The organism is Burkholderia sp. COPS (genome assembly GCF_019425585.1).
Classification (GTDB): domain Bacteria; phylum Pseudomonadota; class Gammaproteobacteria; order Burkholderiales; family Burkholderiaceae; genus Burkholderia; species Burkholderia cepacia.
Window position 1 is genome coordinate 36,561 of sequence record NZ_WIXR01000021.1, and the last position, 16,929, is coordinate 53,489.

Genomic DNA, 16,929 nt, shown 5'->3' on the forward strand with positions numbered 1-16,929 from the left:
CCCTCCACGCCCCGCTCGCGCGCACCTTTGCCACGACCATGACAAAACGTCTATAATTGGACAATCCATCGACTGGCTCGCTGCAGCATTCGCCCTGGCGCGCCTCGATTCCCCGGCCCCGCCTGCCCTGAGCGACATGAGCGACTACCCCGTTTTCGACACGCTTTGCGATCTGCTGAACACGTCCGGCGCACGATTCCGCGTGCTGGAACATCCGGCCGAGGGAAAATCCGACGCGATCGCCGCACTGCGCGGCACACGCCCCGAACAGGGCGCGAAGGCGATGCTGTGCACGTTCAAGGACGGCGGCGACGCCACTGCGCTCGCGGTGATTCCCGGCCACCTGAAGATCGATTTCCGCAAGGTCGCCGATGCGGTCGGCCGTCGCAAGGCGACACTCGCATCGCCCGATCTCGCGGCCGCCGTCACGCGCTGCGTGATGGGCGCCGTGCCGCCGTTCGTGTTCGACACCGGCGTGACGCTCGTCGTCGATCCCGCACTGGTCGAACAGAACACCGAGATTGCATTCAACGCGGGCCGCCTCGACCGCTCTGTCGTACTCGACGCGGCCGACTACGTGCGGATCGCGCAGCCGCTGCTCGCCGACATCACGCGGCCGCAAGCGGCGGACGGCGAGTAACCCGCCCGCCGCCGGTCACCCATCTCCCGACGCCGTCGCATCGATCCGAACCCCGAACGCGAAACCACCATGACTACCACCCGGAACAAGGCGCCGTCCGAGCAGGCATCGCTGATCGAACAGGTGCAGCGCATTGCCGAAGGGCTCGGCGCGATGTTCGCGCCGTTCACCGAGGTCGTGGTTCACGACCTGCGCACGCCGAAGCACGCGATTCTCGCGATCCACAACAACCTGTCGGGACGCGCAGTCGGCGATCCCGCGACCGAGCTCGGCCTCGCCCGCATCGCGGACGACGATTTCCCGCAAGTGCTCGCGAACTACCCGAACCGCTTCGCCGACGGCCGCACCGCGAAAAGCACGTCGATCGGCATCAAGGATTCGACCGGCCGCTACGTGGCCGCGCTGTGCCTGAACGCCGACACCACGCTGTTCCGCGGCTTCCAGGGCATGCTGAACCAGTTCTGCAGCACGGACGGCGAAGCCGTCGCCGAAACGCTCGACCCGGCCGGCGCGGACGCGATCCGGCAACGCATCGACGCATTCGCGATGCGCCTCGCGACGACGCCGCGCGAACTGAAGACCGACCAGCGCCGCGAGCTGATGCAGGCGCTGAAGGCCGACGGTTTTCTCGAAGTGCGCCGCGCGATGGAAATCGTGTCGCAGCATCTCGGCGTCTCGCGCGCGACCGTCTACAACGATGCGAAATGATTCCGGATTCCGGCGCGCCGTGCGCGCGGCGTCCCTGTTGACTGACCTTTCCGACCCCAAACGACCATGAACGCTCCGACTCTCCCCACGTACGACGACGTTGCCGCCGCCGCGGCCCGGCTCGAAGGCCATGCGCACCGCACGCCGGTGATGACGTCGCGGACGATCGACGAAGCGCTCGGCGCGCAGGTGTTCTTCAAGTGCGAGAACCTGCAGCGCATGGGCGCGTTCAAGTTCCGCGGCGCGTTCAACGCGCTGTCGCGCTTCGACGCGGAGCAGCGCCGCAACGGCGTCGTCGCGTTCTCGTCCGGCAACCATGCGCAGGCGATCGCGCTGTCGGCGCGCATCCTCGGCATTCCCGCGACGATCGTGATGCCGCAGGACGCGCCGGCCGCGAAGATCGCCGCGACGCGCGGCTACGGCGGCAAGGTCGTGACCTACGACCGCTACACCGAGGATCGCGAGCAGATCGGGCGCGATCTCGCGGCGCGGCACGGGCTCACACTGATCCCGCCCTACGACCACCCGGACGTGATCGCCGGCCAGGGCACGGCGGCCAAGGAACTGTTCGACGAAGTCGGCCCGCTCGACGCGGTATTCACGCCGCTCGGCGGCGGCGGGTTGCTGTCGGGTACCGCGCTCGCCACGCGCGCGCTGTCGCCGAACGCGACGCTGTACGGCGTCGAGCCGGAAGCCGGCAACGACGGCCAGCAATCGTTCCGCTCCGGCGCGATCGTGCATATCGACACGCCGCGCACGATCGCCGACGGCGCGCAGACGCAGCACCTCGGCAACCTGACGTTCCCGATCATCCGCCGCGACGTCGACGACATCCTCACCGCGACCGACGCGGAACTGGTCGACTGCATGCGTTTCTTCGCCACGCGTATGAAGATTGTGGTCGAGCCGACCGGCTGCCTGTCGTTCGCCGCCGTGCGACGGATGAAGGACGCGCTGCAGGGCAAGCGCGTCGGCGTGGTGATCAGCGGCGGCAACGTCGATCTCGAGAACTTCTGCACGCTGGTGTCGGCGTCGGCCTGACCATCGCGGCGCGCATGACCATTCCGGGATCCGCGCCGCATCCCGCCGCATCGCTCCTTCACGCCACGTTAAGTTTCGCGCCCTAGACTGATTACGTTGTCCCGCAGTCAGTCGCGCAATCCGTCGCGCAATCCGTCGCGCAGTCAGTCGTGAAGGAGTCACCATGAAAACGCACGCGATCGTCGCCGCCGCCCTGGCGGCCGCTTCCCTTTCGGCGTTCGCTCAACCGGGCGTCACGTCATCCGGTTTTCCCGCCACGTCGCCGCACGACGCCGTCGCGCAAGCGACGCACCGCTCGCCCGCCGCGTTGCCGCACGCCGGCTTCATCCTCGCGAAGATCGATCAGAACAATACGCCCCCCGATCGCGGCGGCGACCCGAGCGGCCGCACGCATTCCGGCATGCACATGTGACGGCCCGCGCCGGGCGCCGCTACCGCCCGGCCCTCAGAACGACGGCAACGACGGATCGCGCGCGGCCAGAATGTCGTCGGTGCGCCGCTGCAGCGCGCCGTCGATCGTCTCCGGTTGCGGAACCAGCCAGTACCGCCCGGCTCGGATGCCGTCGAACACCCGCTCGGCGAACGCGTCGGGCGTGAGCCCGTGCGCGTTCAGCATCGAGCGCATCGTGTCGACGAAGCCGCGCACTTCGGGCCGGTCGTGCACCGCGCCGAACGGGTCGTTGAAGATGCCCGATTGCACGGGGCCAGGCGCAAGCAACGACACGCCGACCGGCGCACCGAGCATCTTCAGTTCTCCGTACAGCGATTCGGTCAGCGCGACCACCGCGAATTTCGTCGCCGAATAAGGCGACATCAGCGGGCTCGGCAGGAACCCGCCCACCGACGCGGTATTCACGATGCGCGCCGGCACGTTGCGTTCGAGCATCCGCGGCACGAAGCTGCGGATGCCGTTCAGCACGCCGTGCACGTTGATCGCGAAGCTGCGCTCGAAGCGCTCCGGCGTGATTTCCCAGCTGAAGCCGGTCGCCATCACGCCCGCGTTGTTGAACAGCAGGTCGACGCCGCCGAAGCGCTGCCACGCGGCTTCCGCCAGCGCATCGACGGCTTCCGGCCGGCTGACGTCGGTCGGCACGCACAGCACGTCGGTGTCGAGCGTCGCGGCGAATGCGTCGAGCTTCGCCGGGTCGAGATCGGCCAGCACGACACGCATGCCGAGCCCGGCAGCATGGCGTGCAAGCCCGCTGCCGATGCCGCTGGCCGCGCCGGTGATCACGGCGGTGCCGCCGTCGAAGCGAATCGGGTTCGTCATGTCGATCTGAGTCCTGTGGGGTCGATGTGGGGATGCGCATACGCGGGAATCACCGGCGGCGGCAGTACCGTGCGGCCGTCGAGCGAATGCACCGCGAGCTGCTGCGCGAGCGGGAAATGCAGGCTGTGCGTGACGAGGCCGGTGCGTTCGCGCGCCGGCAGGCTGCACAGCGCGAGCGCGGTTTCGGCGAGATACGCGACATCCTCGGTCGGATAGCCTTCGGGGATGTAGCGCGCGGCGCCCGGCGTGCGGATCGCCGTGCTCGGCGCGACGAGATTCACCGCGATGCCGTCGGCTTCGAGTTCGGCCGCGAGCCCCTGCGTGAAGCGCGACAGCGCCGCCTTCGCCGCCGCGTAGACGGTCGCGCCGCCCGCACGCGAGAAATCGTCGAACGGGCGCAGCGGCGGCAGCGCCGTCACCGAGCCGACGTTCACGATCCAGCCAGCGCCGCGCGCACGCATCAGCGGGATCGCGGCCTGCGCCAGCGCGAACGGAATCCGCAGATAGTGTTCGATCGTCGTGTCGAACATCGTCATCGGCATCGCGTCGACGCACGCATAGTCCGCCACGCCCGCGTTGTTGACGAGGATGTCGAGGCCGCCGGCCGCCTGCGCGGCGCGCCCGACGAGCGCGTCGCGCTCGGCCACGTTCGACAGGTCGGCCGCGAGCGCGATCGCGCGACCGCCCGCCTGCTCGATCAGCGCGACCGTTTCGGCGAGCGTGCCGGCGGTCGTGGCCGATTGCGCGAGGCTGCGCGCCGTCACGACGACGGTCGCGCCTTCGGATGCCAGGCGCTGCGCGATCGCACGGCCAATGCCGCGGCTTGCGCCGGTCACGAGCGCGCACTTGCCGGCCAGTACGCCGGTTCGAATATCGGTCATCGTTGTCTCCTGTGATGGGCGTGCGGGCCGCTCAACCGGCGATATCCGCAACATGAAGCACCAGCTTCGTTTTCGCCTCGCCCGTTTGAACGAGATCGAGGGCATGGGCCGCCTGTTCGAGCGGAAATCGGTCGAAGCGCGGCACGCGCAGTGCGCGCCGCTCGAGTTGCGCCGCGATCCGGCCGAGCGTGGCGCCGCTCGGCATCCGGCTGTAGGTCATCGCGGTGCGCAGGCCGCGCCGGGCGGCTTCGGCGGCCGTCGCGGCCAGCCGCTGCGCATCGCCCGGTGCGAGCGTCATGATGTTCACCAACGTGCCGCCCGGTGCCAGCAGGTCGAGCGCGTCGGGCAGCGTGTCGCCGCCGACCGCGTCGAGCACGAGGTCGGCCCCGCCGGGCGCCCATGTGCGCAGCGCCGCCGCGATGTCCCGCGCGCGATAGTCGATGCTTGCCGCGGCGCCCAGCGATTCGACCGTCTCGCGGTTGCGCGCGGAACACGTCGCCGCGACCCGCGCGCCGGCCTGCACCGCGAGCTGGATCGCGAACGTGCCGACCGCGCCCGCGCCGCCGTGCACGAGCACGGTCTGTCCGGCCTTCAGCCCGCCGTCGTCGAACAGGCCGGCCCACGCGGCAAGCGCGGGGGTCGGCACCGTGGCGGCTTCCGCGAGGCTCACCGCGTCGGGCACGCGCACGACCGAGTCGTGGCGCACCGCCACGTATTCCGCATACGCGCCCCAGCGCCCCGCGCCGACGTCGGTCTGCGCGAACACCCGCATGCCGGGCGCGAAACCGTCGACGCCGTCGCCGACCGCTTCGACCACGCCCGCCGCGTCGAAGCCGATCACGAACGGAAACCTGTACTGCATGAATGCGCCGAGGTAGCCTTCGCGGCATTTCCAGTCGGCGGGATTGACGCCCGCAAAGGCAACGCGGATCAGCACGTCGCCGGGGCCCGGCGTCGGTGCCGGCACGTCGGCCATCCGCAACGCGTCGGAATGACCGGCGCGGTCGATCAACAGGGCTCGCATCTTCGTGTCTCCAGGGGTGTTGTCAGCTTGACGGGCGCGACGCGTCACGCCGCCGTCTCGGCCAGCAGGCTCGACGCGAGCGGACAGAACGCATGCGAGATCGCATCGACGGTCCAGTCGGGGCTTTCGGCATCGAACCGGCGGTCGACCCAGCCCCAGTGATACGGATGCATCAGGTATTCGCCGAGCAGATCGCCGACGTGCGCGAATTCCTGCTGCCACACGTGTGTCCATGCGCCGGGGGGCGCGATCCGGCTCAGGCGCCAGTTGCGGATGCCGGGCATGAACGCGGGCATGCGCAGCAGTTCGCGTTCGAGCGCGGCGACCTGCTCGGCGCCGGCCTGCGGCCGCACGCGCAGCATCAGCGTGCGCCACACGCCGTCGCGCAGCGCGGGTTCGCGCAGGCCGCCGCCGATCGCGCGGCACACGGCGCCGTCGATGCGTACGATGCCCGGCAGTTGCGCGAGCGCGGCGAAATCCGCCGTGCCGTCGGCCGCACAGTTGACCGTGCCGTTGGCTGTGCCATTGGCCGCCGAATCGTCGCGCAGCACGTCGAGCGTGTAGTCGCCCGCGCCCCAACTGCCGTCCTGGTTGCGCGCCAGCGCCACGCGTTTCGCGCCGGCCAGCGCGTGCGCGGCTTCACGCAACGCGCGTTCGATGCCACCGGCGTCGCAATCCGCCGACACGAACACCTGTGCCGTGTCATGCCGCATGATCGACCTCCGTCAGCGCGGGCAGCGGCGCATCGGCGTCCGTCATCACATGGCGGCGGCGCACGTCGCACCGCGCGTCGACCGCCATCCAGAAACTCACCACGCCGGCATCCGTCAGCGCGCGCATCCGGTAGTAGGCCGGCGCATCGGCCACGTGCCAGGTCAGCCACAGCGTGCTCGGCTGCCCGGGCACCGCGACGGGCGGCGACACCCAGTGGCCGGCCGCCGTCAGCCCGCGTGCCGCGTGGCCCGGCAGGTAGCGGTCGCGCAGCAGCGCAAGCACGTCGGGAATGCGCTCGGGCGCGAGCGTGATTTCGTCTACGATCTGGATCATTCGCGTGTCGTTCGTGGTCGTTCGTGGTCGTTCGTGACGGGGATCGGCGGCCGGCCTACGCCGTTCCGGCGAGGCCGGCGTGGATAGCATTCTTGCGTGGCGGCGATGAACGGGCCCCTACCGGCCCGCTCACCGGCCCCTGTCGCAACGATCAGATCGGGAAACTCATGAAACAGCGCGCCATGCCGGCCCGCGGCCGCATCCTGCCGGGCCTCGGCGCGCGCCTGCTGAGCGAACTCATGCGCAGCGGCGCGCCGCCGGCCTACCGCGATGCGCAGCCACCTCGCCCGGCGACGACACCGGGCGATTTCGTCGCGCTGTACCGCGACGCGATCGAGCGGCTCGAGGCGCGGGTCGCGCGCGGCGACGGCCACCCGCCGATGCGCAAGCGCGAAGTCGACCTGATGTGCCGCTGCCTGCTGAGTTGCGCGACACTCGCCGACGCGATCCGCTGTGCGGCCGAGTTCTGCGAAATGCTGCAGCCGCGCGCCGGTCACCTGACGCTTGCGGTGCGCGACGGGCGTGCGCTGTTCCGGATGGATTCGCTGCGGCGTACGCGCAGCCCGGCCGCGTGCCTGGTCGACCTGACCGGGCTGTTCTGCTACCTGCAGCTGTTCGGCTGGCTGATCGGGCAGCCGTTGCGGCCGACCGGCGTGTGGCTCGGCCATCCGCGCCGCGACGACGCGATGCCACTGCTCGGACTGTTCAATGCGCCGGTTGAAGTGGGCCGCAAGACCTACGGTTTCGCGTTCGATGCGGCGCAGCTCGCGTGCCGCGTGATCCGGCAGCCGGCCGAGCTCGACGCGTTTCTCGTCGATTTTCCGTTTCGCCTGATCGATGCGGCACCGGCCGTCGTGTCGTGGACGCAGCAGGTGCGCGGTTTCCTCGATGCGGCGCTCGCGCATGAACAGGCGTTGCCGGCGCTCGCCGAACTGGCCGCATGGCTCGGCGTCAGCGAGGCGACGTTGCGGCGGCGGCTGACGGCCGAGCACACCGGTTATCACGCGCTGAAGGAGCAATGTCTCGCCGAAGCCGCGCAACGCTGCCTGCGTGAATCGGACTGGCCGGTCGCGCGGATTGCCGCGCATCTCGGGTTCGGCGGCGAGGAGGCGTTTCGCCGCGCGTTCGTCCGGTGGACAGGAGTCGCGCCGAGCCGGTTCAGGCGCGATCGGACGGCTTCGAACCACCTTGTTTCGTCAGACATGAAACGCGACGCCGACGCATGAAAGAAAGGATTTCGAAAGGACTTGCCCGGTAATGACGTTTTTTCGCATCCCTGCGTCGCCGGATATTTGACGTAGCGGCGCGCACGCCATTACCCTTGCGCGCTGATGGTGCCCGGAGACGGGATCAAAAGGGAACGCAGGAGAGGCCATGCCTCGAATCTGCGGCTGCCCCCGCAACTGTGAGCGGTGAATTCGTGCCACTGCGTGCCACTGGGAAACCGGGAAGGCCCGCACGAATGACGACCCGCGAGCCAGGAGACCTGCCATCGACCCGAGGTCCAGGCAGCCGCACCGGGCGGGGTGTCCCGGCGCGCCAGGCACCGCCGTTGGCGGTCGCCCGCTGCATGGACGGCCCGACCTCAGGATCCGCCCGATGTCCATCGTTACCGCATCCGCTTCCGCACCGGAAGCGCCGCGCCGGCACGCCGCCGGCCTGCACGGCCCGCCCGCACGCGCGTACCGTCCCCCATCGACTGCGTCCGCCGGCGTGCGCCGCGCCGACGCCCGTGAAACCGGCCTGCCCGGCCCGGTCGCGCGATAACCCGATCACCGATAACAAGACCGGTGCTGCCCGCCCGTTCCCGATTGACGCCAGCGCAGCCCGACGACAACGACAGCCTCATGAAGATTCGACACCTCCTTGCCACGTCCGCCGCGACCGCTCTCCTCTCGCCCCTCGCCCACGCCGCCGGCGACACCGCTGTTTCGCAACCGGCCCCGGCCGCCGAAGGCACCGACCTGCCGACGATCAACGTGACCGACACGCGGCGCCTGCCCGAGTCGTTCGACCAGCGTTATGCGACGACCCAGGTGCTCACGCGCACCGATCTCGACCGGCTGTCGCCGAGCGACCCGAGCATCACGCAGGCGCTTGCGACGCTGCCCGGCGTGACCGTCTCGCAGAACGGCGGCCCCGGTTCGTCCGCGTCGGTCAGCATCCGCGGCTCGTCGGCCAACCAGGTCGCCGTGTTCATCGACGGCATCCGGATCGGCTCGCCGACCACCGGCATCGCACCGTGGGCCGACTTGCCGACCGAAGCGTTCGAACGTGTGGAAGTGATTTCGGGGCCGGCTGCCGCGTCGTTCGGCGCCAATGCGATGGGCGGCGTCGTGCAGCTCTTCACGCGCCGCGCCGCCAACCAGCCGAACCAGACGACCGTGTCGTTCGGCGGCGGGTCGAACAAGACGTTCGACACGCAGCTCCGCACGTCGGGCACGGTGCCGTCGACCGGGCCGCTCGCCGCGCTCGGCGGGCTCACCTACTCGCTCGGCCTGCGCTCGTACAACACGGCCGGCATCGACTCGACGCGGCCCGTGCTGCCGTACCATGAGGCCGGCCGCAACCCGTACCACGCGCAGGATCTCGATGCGCGCCTCGGCTACGCGCGCGACAACTGGTCGATCTCGACGTTCGCGCTGTATCACCGGTCGGATCTGTCCTACGACAACAGCGGTTATGCGAACCGCCAGCTCGATCATCAGCTGACGACCGGTATCGCGTTCCATCTCGACATCACGCCTGACACGCAGTTCGACCAGTCGTTCGGTTATGCGAACGATCGCCAGTTCCTCTACGCGAGCGATCCGGCCATCCCGACCGACCAGATCAATTCGCAGCGCATCAGCACGTCGACGTCGTTGACGCATCAGGAACGCGGGTTCCACCTGTTCGGGCTGCCGCTGTCGGGTGAGACCAAGCTCGCGTACGACTTCACGCGCGAGCAGGCGTTCCTGCCGGTCGATATGCCGGGCGGCATACCGACGCGCAACGATTCCGCGTTCTCGCTGCATCAGTCGGCGACGCTCGGCAGCGTGACGATGTTCCTCGCCGGGCGACATGAAATCATCGCCGGGCAGTCGGTGAATACGGGTAACGCGGCGCTGTCGTGGGCGATCACGCCGGTGTATACGGCGCGCGTGTCGTACGGCAATGCGTTCAAGCTGCCGACGTTCAACGACCTCTACTACCCCGGCTACGGCAATCCGGATCTCAGCCCGGAACGCAACACGTCGGTCGAGGCCGCGGTCGATGCGAACACGTCGTACGGTACGTTCACGGCCGCGATCTACGACACGCGGGTCACCAACCTGATCGCGTACAACCCGGCGACGTTCTCGCCGATGAACATCGGTCGCGCGCATATTCGCGGGATCGACCTGTCGTACAAGGGGACGATCGGCCGCTCGACGCCGGTGAGCGTCGCGGTCGGGATCCTCAATCCGCAGGACGAGACCAACGACTCCTGGCTCAGCCGCCGTCCGCGCCAGACGGTCAGCATCAACATCGATCACACATGGGATGAACTCCACCTGCATGCGTTGAGCACGGGGGCGTCGCTGCTTTACGGCGGCACGACGTTCGACGATCCGGCCAACTCGACCTATCTGCCGTCGTACCTGACGGTGGGCCTGCGCGCGTCGTACCGGATCAATTCGCACCTGACGGTGTCGGCGACGGTGTCGAACCTGTTCGACCGGCAGTACATGACCGCGTATGGATACAACACGCTTGGCCGGACGGCGTTCGGGAAGGTGACCTACACGTTCTGACGGGCGGATGGGGAGGCCTTGGCGCGGTGGGCGGCGAGGTCTCCCGTCCGGAAGCGGTGTTCGATGCTTCCGTCACCGGGTATGGGAAACGGTATTCCGCCCCAAGCCCGTCGACGGGCTGATGACTGCGGATCTGCCGGTCTTTCGGTCGCGCCACGGGCGTCAATGTCCGTATCAACACTGTTAGACTGCGGACGCCTTCCCCGTAGATGTACTCACCATTCAGGACATCGACATGACCGTATGCACGCTCACGTTTTCCAGTCAGATCGAATGGGAAAGCTGGTTAGGGGAAAACGGCAGCACGTCAACCGGCGCATGGCTGCGTCTCGCGAAAAAAGGCACCGGGCAGCGAACCGTCACCTACGAACAGGCGCTGGAAAGCGCCCTCTGCCATGGCTGGATCGATGGTCAAAAGCGGGCCGGGAACGACCAATACTGGTTACAACGCTTCACCCCACGCACCGCCAAAAGCCTGTGGTCGCAACTCAACAAGGACCGGGCCGAAGCACTGATCGCCGCAGGCAGAATGCGCCCGCCCGGCATGTGCGAAATCGAGAAGGCCAGGAAGGACGGCCGCTGGAACGCTGCTTATACGTCGGCCAGCAACTCGACCGTGCCGGACGACCTGCAGGCGGCCCTGGACGCCAATCCCGGAGCCAAAAAATTCTTCGCAACCCTGAACAGCCGTAACCGCTATGCGATCCTGTATCGCATACAGAATGCCAAAAAGCCCGAAACAAGGGCGCGCAAAATCGGGGAGTTCATCGACATGCTGATGCGTGGCGAAACGTTCCATCCATGAGTTTTTCGCCGACGGAGATTTTCCCGAACGTGGGGGATACAACCCGTCGTGGCCGCTTCGGCTCGGCATCCGTCATCACACACTCGTTCCATTCTTCGGACTATGATGATCCGGCCGGCAGCCACGGGGCTGCCGGCTCACGCGTCCTCGATACATTTCACGTAACGCAACGCGCATTCCCTAGCGCAGCGACCGGGGTGAATCATGGATCAACACGAAGACTTCATCGTGCGCACCATGTCGGCCGACGAGGTAGCCATGTCGATCGAATGGGCGGCGGCGGAAGGCTGGAACCCCGGCCTGCATGATCCTTCCTGTTTCCGGGAAGCGGACCCGGCCGGGTTCTTCGTCGGCGTGTGGCGTGGCGAGCCGGTCGCGTGCCTTGCCGCCGTCGCCTACGACGAACGCTTTGGTTTCATCGGCCTCTACATCGTGAAACCCGGGTTTCGCGGCAAGGGCTTCGGCATCCGAATCTGGCAGCACGGCATGCGTTACCTCGCCGATCGCAACATCGGGCTCGATGGTGTCGTGGCCCAGCAGGCGAACTACCGGAAGTCCGGATTCGCGCTCGCGTACCGCAACATCCGCTATCAGGGGCGCGTGGACGGCATCGGGTGCGCGCAGGTGACCGCCGCGGCCGACGTGCCGTTCGAGCAGTTGCTCGCCTACGACCGCCAGTGCTTTCCAGCGGCACGCGCGCGTTTCGTCTCCGCGTGGATCGCGCAGCCGGATGCCGTGGCGCTCGTGGCCGTCGACGCCGGCCGGATCGCCGGATACGGTGTCGTGCGACGCTGCAAGGCGGGCTGCAAGGTCGGCCCGCTGTTCGCCGACGACGCAGGCGTTGCCACCGAGCTGTTTCGCGCGCTGGCCGCGCGCATGCCCGGCGAGGTCATCGTGCTCGACGTGCCGGAAACGAACCCCGCAGCCGTCGCGCTGGCGGAACGGCACGGCATGACGAGCGTCTTCGAAACCGCGAGGATGTACACGCAAGACGCGCCGCCGATTGCAATCGAACGCGTGTTCGGGGTGACGTCGTTCGAGCTGGGGTAATCGTCCCGAACGGGGCGGACGCCCAAGTCGCTACGCGATGCAACGTCAGCAAGCGTGGCTGGGTAATTCCGTCCTCTACGGCCCTTGTACCGCAGGTACGGGTATCGTGCGGGCATCAACGGGCCGCCCGTCGGAACGGGTGATGCGCAGACGACGCAGATCCCGATCGCCGCGACAGCCGGGTGGATATGGCTTACATGTTCGACGCATGTTTGTCTCCGCTTCCTGACGCACGGCACGCGACCAAAGCGGCCATCCCCGATCACATGAAGCCATAGCGCTTCGACGCAGCGGAACACGTCATCCCAATGACGCACAGGCAGAACTGGCACGCCCGGAAAATTGACATCCCCACCGAACCTAATACAATTAGCCTTTTGATTAATTTGAATAGCATCCGTCATGGCACGCGCCGGCATCACCCTGGACAAACTCGTCGAAGCCGGCGCACAGCTCGCCGATGAGACCGGCTTCGAGCACCTGACCGGCGCAGCGCTCGCGCGTCACTTCGACGTCAAGCTCGCCAGCCTGTACTCCCATGTCCCGAGTTTCGACGATCTCAAGAGCCGGATCGCACTCTTCGCGCTGCGGGAACTCGCCGATCGCGCAACCGAAGCACTGGCCGGCCGTACCGACAAGGACGCGCTGACAGCGCTCGCCAACGTCTATCGCGACTACGCGCGCGAGCACCCCGGCCGTTTTGCAGCCGCGCGCCACCCGCTGAGCGTCGAGCGCGCCACTGAAAGCGCCGGCGGCCGGCTCGTCAGGATGACCTCGGCCGTGCTGCGCAGCTACGACATGCCGGAAGCCGAGCAGCCGCATGCGATCCGCCTGCTCGGCGGCTTTTTCATGGGCTACGTCACACTCGAAAGGGCCGGCGGGTTCTCGCACAGCGCACCGGCTTCCGACGCGTCGTGGTTGCGCAGTCTCGATGCGCTGGACGTGATGCTGCGTCACTGGCCTTGCGCCGCATGACTCGCCCAACGGAGCCGAATCGATGAAAGACCAACCCGACGGCGTGGTCCTGCCGAGCCGTGTCGTCCCCTTCCCGGCCTCGATCAGCGAAGAGGCGCGAGCCGCGTTGCAACGGCTGGTCGGCAGCGACGGCGTGCCGCTGAACGCGCTGCACGTGATGCCTGCCCCGGACGATTTCGACGCATGGATGCGCGTGAAGACGGCCGCCGACGCGCACTACGCGGCGGCCATCGAGCAGCTCGGCGGTCATCTGCGTTCAAGCGTGGAGACGATCCGGGCCGGCGCCGCGGACGTGCACGTCGCCACGCCCGAGGCAGTGGCTTCCGGCGAATGCGCGTACATCGACCTGCATGGCGGTGCGCTGGTTCTCGGCGGCGGCGCCGCATGCCGCGCCGGCGCGCAGATGCAAGCCGACCGGCTCGGCATTCGATGCTACGGCGTCGACTATCGCCTGCCGCCCGAACATCCGTATCCGGCCGCACTCGACGATTGCATCGCCGCGTATGCGTACGTGCTGGAGCGCTACGCACCGGAAAACGTCGTCATCGGCGGGCGCTCGGCGGGCGGCAACCTCGCCGCCGCGATGGTGCTGCGCGCCCGCGACGAAGGGCTGCCGCTGCCGGCCGCGCTGGTGCTGCTGTCGCCGGAAGTCGACCTGACCGAATCCGGCGACAGCTTCGAGACCAACCGCCTCGTCGACGTGGTGTTGCCGACGTCGCTGATGCCGAACAACCTGCTCTACGCGAACGGCGCCGATCTCGCGCATCCGTATCTGTCGCCGCTGTTCGGCGATTTCGCTGCCGGTTTCCCGCCGACCTTCATCCAGAGCGGCACGCGCGACCTGTTCCTGTCGAACGCGGTCCGCCTGCACCGCGCATTGCGGCGCGCGCAGGTGCCGACCGAGCTTCACCTGTTCGAAGGCATGCCGCATGGCGGGTTCATGGGCGCGCCCGAAGACATGGAACTGGGCCAGGAAATCGCGCGCTTCGTGCGTGCGCATCTGCCTGCATTGAATTGAATCCGTCGAGCGTCGGACGATGAACGGCAAACCCCACAAGGACGACATCGGCATCGGCCCGGATCGCTGGATCGAATTCGGCGATCTGTCGGGCGGGCAGGCGCAGGCGGTCGCGATCGATCCCTGTCTGGCCGGGGTCATGTCGTTGATCGATGCACTGGAGACGGACTGTGTCGCCGAATGCTGCGGCATCGACGCATTCGGTTTCTGGCCGGACGAGATCGCGGTTGCCGTGAGTACGCTCGATCGCGCCGCGCTGGCACGGCTCGCCGACGATCTGCTGTCGGTTCAGCGTGCGATCGACGCGTTGCCGGCCGATCTCGTCGTCAGCACGCGGATGAACCAGTTTTTCAGGAAGGCGGTGTTAGTCGAGTTGCTCGCGCATATCCGGACGACTCTCGACGCGATCCGGTCGCAGCGCGATGCGCGCGACGCATCGGCCTAAATGACGGCGCGCACGCCCGCGACCACCTGAATCACGCCGAACACCGCGACGACCGCGGCCGACACGCGCGACAGCACGTGCATGAACGCGAACGACATCCGCGTGCGCAGCGCGGCGGTCGTACCGCTCAGGCACAGCCACCACGTCGCGGAGCCGATGAACACACCGGCGACCATCAGCGCCACGGCCGGCCACATCGCGCCTTCCCGCGCTCCCGACAGCGGGCCGAGCGCCGCGAAGATCCCGACGAACGACAGGATCGTCATCGGGTTCGACAGCGTCAGGCCGAACGTCGTCAGGAAGTCGCGCAGGACGGTCGTGCGCGGCAGGTCGCGTTGCGCCGTCGGCGCGGCCGGCGCCTGGCGCGCGATGGTCCACGCCAGCCACACGAGAAATGCGCCGCCGGCGATTTTCAACCCGACGGTCAGCATCGGGAACGCCGTGACGATACCCGCGATGCCGAGCGCACCGAGCAGGCCATAGATCGCATCGGCGCACGCGGCGCCGACGCCCGTCGCGAATCCCGCCTGAAAACCGCGGCTCAGGCTGCGCTGGATGCACAGCATGCCGATCGGGCCGACCGGCACCGCGATCGACAGCCCCATTACGACGGACTTGATGAACAGCATTGCCTGCTCCTTGCGACATGTGACGCGTTGAACAGGCATCGTAGGGAAAGTCCGGTCATCGCTGAATGCGGTTTTTAAGGAAAATTGACGGCTCCACCTTAAAAAATTCCACCGCGATGGACGATCTGGACTGGAAGGTACTGGCGCTGTTGCAAGCCAACGGCCGCATCAGCTACACGGAGCTGGCGCGCCAGGTGCATCTGTCGGTGCCGGCTGTGACGGAGCGCGTGAAGCGCCTTGAAGCGGCCGGCGTCGTCGAGGGCTACACCGCGCGGATCAATCCTGCCGCCGCCGGCTATCCGGTCAGCGCGCTGATCGGCATCACGGTGCCGCAACCGGCGAAAGCGAAATTCCTCCGGTTGCTGGAGACGATTCCCGAAGTCGTCGAATGCCATCACGTGACGGGCGCGGACTCGTATGTGATGCGACTCGTCGCGATCAGCATGACCCATCTCGAACAACTGATCGAACGCATCAACCTGTACGGCGAAACACGCACGTCGATCGTGATGTCGACGCCGCTGCCCGCACGCGGATTGGCGCGTCCGCCGTCGCCGCGCGACATCGTTCGCGATTGACGCATCGAGCGGCCCCGCCCGATCCGCTTTCCGCGGGAGACCATCAGGAAACCCGCCGGCGGTAACCGGAGGCCAGACTTCATCTGGCCGGTTACCGCCGTGACGATCCGGACCGATCGGCTACTTGCCGGCCACGCCGCCAAGCAGGCCGCCCACCAGCCCCGTAATGGGCGCGAGCGGATTGGCGAGCGCACCCAGCGGCGAGCCGCCATCCGCGCCGGTCGCGGAACCGTTGTGAACGGTCGCCGGCATGCCGCCGACCACGCTCGTCACCAGGCCCGCCACCGGCACCGCGCCGTTCGCGCCGCTCGGGTTCACGAGGCCGCCCACGTTGGTCACGGTGTTGCCGACCGCGCGAACGAGCCCGCCGACGCCGCCGACCAGCGGCTGGGGCGACGTGGACGTCACCTTCCATCCCGCCGACGTGATCGCGCCGCCGATCTGTCCGAGCAGGCCCGCGACCGGCTGCCCGAGGCCGGTCGCCGTGCCGACCTGCTGCGTGACCTGGCCGACGGTCGTGACGAGCGGCGTGATCGCGGTGCTGATCGCCTGCGTCGTCTGCTGGACCGGGGCCGACGACAGGGCCGAGCCGAGCATGGTGCCGCCCGTCTTGATGCCGCCGGACACGGTGTCGAGCAGGCCGCCGACCGGGGTCGTGAGCGGCGCCAATGGCGACAGCGGGCCGGTGCCGAGCGCCTTCACCGTGTCGCCGAGGCCGGCGACCGGATTGCTGACCGAGCCGACGATGGAGCCGAGCCCGGCGACCGTCGTGCCGACGGGGTTCGCCGTGAAACCGGTCTGGCCGATGCCGTTGCTCACGGCGTTCGACGTGTCGCGGATGATCGTGCCCACGCCCGTGACCGTGTTGCCGAGGCCGGTGGTCACGCCGTTGCCCACTCCCGGCGGATTCGCTTCACTGATCGTGGCGCCGGCGGCCATGACGACCGCCCCGACGGAACTGATGATGCCGTTCGTGCCGGGGGTTCCGCTGGTGCCGCTTGTGCCGCCGGTTCCGCTCGTGCCGCTGGTTCCGCTCGTGCCG

19 protein-coding genes and 1 riboswitch are annotated in these 16,929 nt (G+C 68.1%); of the genes, 12 read left to right on the forward strand and 7 right to left on the reverse strand.

What is annotated here, in order from left to right; all coding sequences use genetic code 11:
* Positions 1 to 136 precede the first annotated feature (136 nt).
* The 4 genes from FOZ70_RS20170 to FOZ70_RS20185 all read left to right on the forward strand — a co-directional run bounded on the left by FOZ70_RS20170 (position 137) and on the right by FOZ70_RS20185 (position 2,801).
* Complete coding sequence (locus FOZ70_RS20170; RefSeq protein ID WP_175891920.1) at positions 137 to 640, forward strand: YbaK/prolyl-tRNA synthetase associated domain-containing protein; 504 nt, start codon at positions 137 to 139, stop codon at positions 638 to 640.
* Positions 641 to 709: 69 nt separating this feature from the next.
* Positions 710 to 1,348: a PAS domain-containing protein gene (locus FOZ70_RS20175; protein WP_021162168.1), complete on the forward strand. Its 639-nt coding sequence runs from the start codon at positions 710 to 712 to the stop codon at positions 1,346 to 1,348.
* A 66-nt stretch (positions 1,349 to 1,414) separates the two neighbouring features.
* On the forward strand, positions 1,415 to 2,389 hold the full coding sequence (locus tag FOZ70_RS20180) for a threo-3-hydroxy-L-aspartate ammonia-lyase (RefSeq protein ID WP_059484867.1): 975 nt from the start codon (positions 1,415 to 1,417) through the stop codon (positions 2,387 to 2,389).
* Between the two features lie 163 nt (positions 2,390 to 2,552).
* Positions 2,553 to 2,801, forward strand: a complete 249-nt coding sequence (locus FOZ70_RS20185; protein WP_059707455.1) for a hypothetical protein — start codon at positions 2,553 to 2,555, stop codon at positions 2,799 to 2,801.
* 33 nt (positions 2,802 to 2,834) lie between these two features.
* Here the strand turns inward: FOZ70_RS20185 and FOZ70_RS20190 are convergent, their stop codons facing one another.
* The 5 genes from FOZ70_RS20190 to FOZ70_RS20210 are packed head-to-tail and all read right to left on the reverse strand — an operon-like array spanning position 2,835 to position 6,611.
* Positions 2,835 to 3,659, reverse strand: coding sequence for an SDR family NAD(P)-dependent oxidoreductase (locus FOZ70_RS20190; protein ID WP_048025154.1), 825 nt, complete (start codon positions 3,657 to 3,659; stop codon positions 2,835 to 2,837).
* Positions 3,656 to 4,540, reverse strand: coding sequence for an SDR family NAD(P)-dependent oxidoreductase (locus tag FOZ70_RS20195; RefSeq protein WP_059707453.1), 885 nt, complete (start codon positions 4,538 to 4,540; stop codon positions 3,656 to 3,658). Before FOZ70_RS20195 ends, FOZ70_RS20190 begins: the two co-directional genes overlap by 4 nt.
* Before the next feature lie 31 nt (positions 4,541 to 4,571).
* Positions 4,572 to 5,564, reverse strand: a complete 993-nt coding sequence (locus tag FOZ70_RS20200; protein ID WP_059707451.1) for an NADP-dependent oxidoreductase — start codon at positions 5,562 to 5,564, stop codon at positions 4,572 to 4,574.
* Positions 5,565 to 5,608: 44 nt separating this feature from the next.
* Positions 5,609 to 6,277 (reverse strand): Dabb family protein, encoded by a 669-nt coding sequence (locus FOZ70_RS20205; RefSeq protein ID WP_059707449.1) that lies wholly within the window; start codon positions 6,275 to 6,277, stop codon positions 5,609 to 5,611.
* Positions 6,267 to 6,611, reverse strand: coding sequence for a hypothetical protein (locus FOZ70_RS20210; protein WP_059707446.1), 345 nt, complete (start codon positions 6,609 to 6,611; stop codon positions 6,267 to 6,269). Before FOZ70_RS20210 ends, FOZ70_RS20205 begins: the two co-directional genes overlap by 11 nt.
* A gap of 167 nt (positions 6,612 to 6,778) precedes the next feature.
* On the opposite strand from FOZ70_RS20210, the gene FOZ70_RS20215 reads away from it, so the two are divergent.
* From FOZ70_RS20215 to FOZ70_RS20245, 7 genes are all read left to right on the forward strand, one after another.
* Positions 6,779 to 7,837 carry an AraC family transcriptional regulator ligand-binding domain-containing protein gene (locus FOZ70_RS20215; protein WP_059707444.1) on the forward strand — a complete coding sequence of 353 codons (1,059 nt, stop codon included), beginning with the start codon at positions 6,779 to 6,781 and terminating at the stop codon, positions 7,835 to 7,837.
* Between the two features lie 89 nt (positions 7,838 to 7,926).
* A riboswitch (cobalamin riboswitch) is annotated at positions 7,927 to 8,120 on the forward strand.
* Between the two features lie 338 nt (positions 8,121 to 8,458).
* Positions 8,459 to 10,387, forward strand: coding sequence for a TonB-dependent receptor (locus tag FOZ70_RS20220; protein WP_059707721.1), 1,929 nt, complete (start codon positions 8,459 to 8,461; stop codon positions 10,385 to 10,387).
* A 235-nt stretch (positions 10,388 to 10,622) separates the two neighbouring features.
* Complete coding sequence (locus FOZ70_RS20225; RefSeq protein ID WP_219706581.1) at positions 10,623 to 11,192, forward strand: YdeI/OmpD-associated family protein; 570 nt, start codon at positions 10,623 to 10,625, stop codon at positions 11,190 to 11,192.
* Between the two features lie 204 nt (positions 11,193 to 11,396).
* Entirely contained in the window at positions 11,397 to 12,242 is an 846-nt protein-coding gene (locus FOZ70_RS20230; protein WP_219706582.1) for a GNAT family N-acetyltransferase, read from the forward strand.
* A gap of 402 nt (positions 12,243 to 12,644) precedes the next feature.
* Entirely contained in the window at positions 12,645 to 13,217 is a 573-nt protein-coding gene (locus FOZ70_RS20235; RefSeq protein WP_219706583.1) for a TetR-like C-terminal domain-containing protein, read from the forward strand.
* A gap of 22 nt (positions 13,218 to 13,239) precedes the next feature.
* Entirely contained in the window at positions 13,240 to 14,235 is a 996-nt protein-coding gene (locus FOZ70_RS20240) for an alpha/beta hydrolase (protein WP_219706584.1), read from the forward strand.
* A 19-nt stretch (positions 14,236 to 14,254) separates the two neighbouring features.
* Entirely contained in the window at positions 14,255 to 14,680 is a 426-nt protein-coding gene (locus FOZ70_RS20245; RefSeq protein WP_048025135.1) for a DUF6331 family protein, read from the forward strand.
* On the opposite strand, the gene FOZ70_RS20250 is transcribed toward FOZ70_RS20245, so the two are convergent.
* Positions 14,677 to 15,309, reverse strand: coding sequence for a LysE family transporter (locus FOZ70_RS20250; protein WP_219706585.1), 633 nt, complete (start codon positions 15,307 to 15,309; stop codon positions 14,677 to 14,679). The two genes, FOZ70_RS20245 and FOZ70_RS20250, sit on opposite strands and share 4 nt — an antisense overlap.
* A 116-nt stretch (positions 15,310 to 15,425) precedes the next feature.
* Between FOZ70_RS20250 and FOZ70_RS20255 the strand changes: the two genes are divergently transcribed.
* On the forward strand, positions 15,426 to 15,887 hold the full coding sequence (locus tag FOZ70_RS20255; protein ID WP_027791696.1) for an Lrp/AsnC family transcriptional regulator: 462 nt from the start codon (positions 15,426 to 15,428) through the stop codon (positions 15,885 to 15,887).
* 120 nt (positions 15,888 to 16,007) lie between these two features.
* Here FOZ70_RS20255 and FOZ70_RS20260 read toward each other — a convergent pair.
* The coding region (locus tag FOZ70_RS20260; protein ID WP_258025678.1) for a collagen-like triple helix repeat-containing protein at positions 16,008 to 16,929 on the reverse strand (922 nt) is incomplete at its 5' end.